Below are 3,263 nucleotides of genomic sequence, written 5' to 3' on the forward strand. Positions count from 1 at the left end.
AGACTGCGCGAACTGGCCCTAAAAGGGGAGCAAAGCGACAAATGCCTGTCCACCTTGAGAAACGAGGAAATCAGAAAACGTCTTGCCCCGGACCAGCTCCTGTCCTGGTCCGAGACCGCACAGGTGCTTGGAGATATTAACCTGGCCCTGGAAATCCTCGGCTGGACCTGTGAAAAGCACCCCGGTCATTTGCCGGCCTGGAAGGAAAGATACGAACTCCTGGTGAGGATGAACCAGCTTGCACAGGCCGAGTCTGTCAGGGCCAGGGCATTGAGCCTGCATCCGGAACTGGAAAGAGATCTTACAATACCGGCATCCCAGGAGTTTGACCCGGCTGACCCGGAGGTGGAGGATCCTTTCAACCTTTTCAGGGAACGACAGGAACTGCAGGAGCTTTACCTGTACTATTTCCAGGGCAGGGAAGATGTATTCGCCAGGCAGTGGGTGGACAAAAATAAAGAGAGTCAGGGTTACATGCCGGTACGAAGGCCCATTTCAGCCCAGGACCTGCTAGAGCATATCAAGGGCCAGAAAACTTACGGCATTTACCTTTTGCGCCGGGATTCCACGGTCAAGACGGCTGTAATAGACATGGACCTGAAAAAGGCCTTCAGGGGCAGCCAGGTAAAACCTGCGGACAAATCCGGCATCAAGAGTGAAAAAGACTATATCCAGGATCGTATGTCTGAACTGTCCGGGAAAACACTCGGCTACAAGCCGTTGTGCGAATTTTCCGGGGGCAAGGGGTATCATTTCTGGTTTTTCTTTGAGGAACCAGTGCAGGCGTCCATTGCCAGAAAAGTCATCTCTCCACTGGCCGGAGCCCTTACCAGGGATTGTCATTTTTTCAGCCTGGAGGTCTTTCCCAAGCAGGACCGGTTGCAGGGCAAGGGCCTGGGCAACTTGGTCAAACTCCCTCTTGGTCTGCACAGAGTAACCGGCAAGCCTTCATACTTTACGGGCTGTCCCAGAAACGACCCCTGGGCCAACATTAAAAAGCTGAAAGGTCACCCTTTTATCCAGTCCCAGGAGGTTTTGAGCGTTGACCAGGATAAGCAGCAGGGCAATGTTTCCCTGCATCCAGCCTACAATGAATGGGCAGGCAAGTATCCTGAACTGCATCTTTTGTCCGAAAGGTGCCCTCCCCTGGGCCGGGTTTTTTCCGCCTTGCGCAAAAACAGGGAGCTGGGACTCAAGGAAGAAAAGGTCCTGTTTCAGACCATTGGTTTTCTCTCCAGGGCCAACCATCTCCTGCATCACCTGTTGCAGGACATCCCGGAATACAACCCCCACCTGGTGGACTACAAGCTCTCCAGGATCCGGGGCACTCCCCTGGGATGCAAAAAAGTTCACCAGCTTTTAAACGTGCATCTGGATTACTGTGTATTCCAGGAGGCCGGCTCTTATCCGCATCCTCTGCTGCATTGCCGTGACCATATGGCACCCCGGGACCAGCCTGCTGAAAAGATTGAAAACCTCAACGATGCCCTGGACCATCTCCGGACCAGCCTGGACATGGTCAGGCGATTTCTGCCCGAAAACAGGAGGTAAAACATGCAAAGAGTGTACATCCTGGACCAGGGCAGTTACCTGCGCAAGTCAGGTCCCAACCTGGCTCTATACAAAGACCGTAAACTGGTTGAGGAAATACCCGGATCCGGCCTGGAACAGCTGGTGCTTATGGGGTACACCTCGCTTTCCGGGGGAGTTATAGACTTTCTAATCCGCAACAGAGTGGAAACGGTATTTCTGTCTCCTTCCGGCGGATTCAGGGGAAGGCTGAACATTGACGAGCACAAGGACGTCCAGAGGCGGCGCAAGCAGTATTTAAACCTGTCAGACGATGGCTTTCTCCTGGCAGTCGCCAGGGCCGTTGTTCAGGGCAAACTGCGCAACCAGGCACGTTTTCTCCAGGCACAGGGTCAAAGAAACAAACTTCAAGATGCCCTGGCCATGTCCCAGGCCCTCAAGGCGCTTTCCAGAAATGTCCGTGATGCCCGGGACATGAATACTCTGCGCGGAATGGAAGGCCACGGATCAAACATGTTTTTTCGTGCCTTTGGACTTTTGGTTAAAAACCCGGACTTCAAGTTTACCGCCAGGTCCAAAAGGCCACCCCTGGACCCTGTCAACGCCTTGCTCTCTTTTATTTACACCATGCTTACCAGCGAGGTCTTAAGCGCCATCAGGACAGCCGGGCTGGACCCAGGCCTGGGAGCCCTGCACGAACCGGCCTATGGCCGCCCTTCCCTGGCCTGTGACCTGGTGGAAGAATGGAGAACCTATATAGCGGACAGGCTTGTGCTGCAGCTTATCAACCGGGGTACGGTCAAGAAGGATGACTTTGTGCACCGTGACCACACCCGGACAGATTTTGTCGATGAGCACGACCTGGTACAGAAAAGACCGGTGGAACTAAAACCCGGACCCAGGCGTGCACTGGTGCAGACCTATGAAAACTGGATGAACCAGGATATACAGGCCGGAAAGCTGGGAAAAAAGCTGAGCTATAGAGGGTATATACTGCACCAGGTCAGGCACTTTCTAGAGTGCATAACGGATGACAACCCTGATTACCAGCCTTTTTCCTTGTCGGAGAAGATGTAGTGTTTTACCTGGTATGCTATGACATTGTGGACGACAAAACCAGGTATAGGGTGGCCAAGGTTTTAAAATCCTACGGTTACCGGGTACAGAAATCCGCCTTTGAATGCCCGGACCTGACTGAAAAGGGATTTTTGAAGATGAAGGACCGTGTGGAAAGACTCATCGACTTCGCCGAGGACAGTGTGCGCTACTACCGCCAGTGCAGATCCTGTCTTAAAGACTTTGAACAGTCCGGGCTTGGTGAAGCACCGGAAATCAAAAATTACCACGTAGCGGGATGAAATATCTGCTCGATTACTTCTGCTTTGAGGGCTTGCTGGACAAAGGCTGGACAACTTCCCGGAAGAGCACTTGATATAAAAAACAGGCACTTATCTGCATTTCAAATAAAAATCTGAACTTGATCTGAATAAAAACTCAAAAAAAGCATAACTTATTGAAATAATTTGCCTTGAATGACTGCGCTATTCAGATTCTGTTTTTTCAAATTATGACGATATGTTAGAGCAACAATTTTGATCAGCACTAACATGAAAAAGTTCCTTGATTTTTTAATGAGGGGGGTATATTCAGAATTTGGACTGTGAGGCTATGTATGATAAGGGTTGCCAGAGGGAGAGTCTGAAACATTGCCCCGATTTGAGGGGATTGAGACT

Annotated in this window: 3 protein-coding genes; all 3 read left to right on the plus strand. The window is 51.2% G+C overall.

Annotated features, from left to right (window positions below; translation table 11 throughout):
- Positions 1–1,551 (plus strand): CRISPR-associated primase-polymerase type A1 (locus D5S03_RS07745; protein WP_287043344.1); only part of this gene is annotated, 1,551 nt, incomplete at its 5' end.
- 3 nt (positions 1,552–1,554) lie between these two features.
- Positions 1,555–2,607 carry a CRISPR-associated endonuclease Cas1 gene (gene cas1, locus D5S03_RS07750; RefSeq protein WP_287043346.1) on the plus strand — a complete coding sequence of 351 codons (1,053 nt, stop codon included), beginning with the start codon at positions 1,555–1,557 and terminating at the stop codon, positions 2,605–2,607.
- Entirely contained in the window at positions 2,607–2,888 is a 282-nt protein-coding gene (gene cas2 / locus D5S03_RS07755) for a CRISPR-associated endonuclease Cas2 (protein WP_287043347.1), read from the plus strand. The genes cas1 and cas2 overlap by 1 nt, the downstream gene beginning before the upstream one ends.
- Positions 2,889–3,263: the final 375 nt, after the last annotated feature.

This window comes from Desulfonatronospira sp. MSAO_Bac3 (genome assembly GCF_003838035.1).
In the GTDB taxonomy this organism is placed as follows: domain Bacteria; phylum Desulfobacterota; class Desulfovibrionia; order Desulfovibrionales; family Desulfonatronovibrionaceae; genus Desulfonatronospira; species Desulfonatronospira thiodismutans.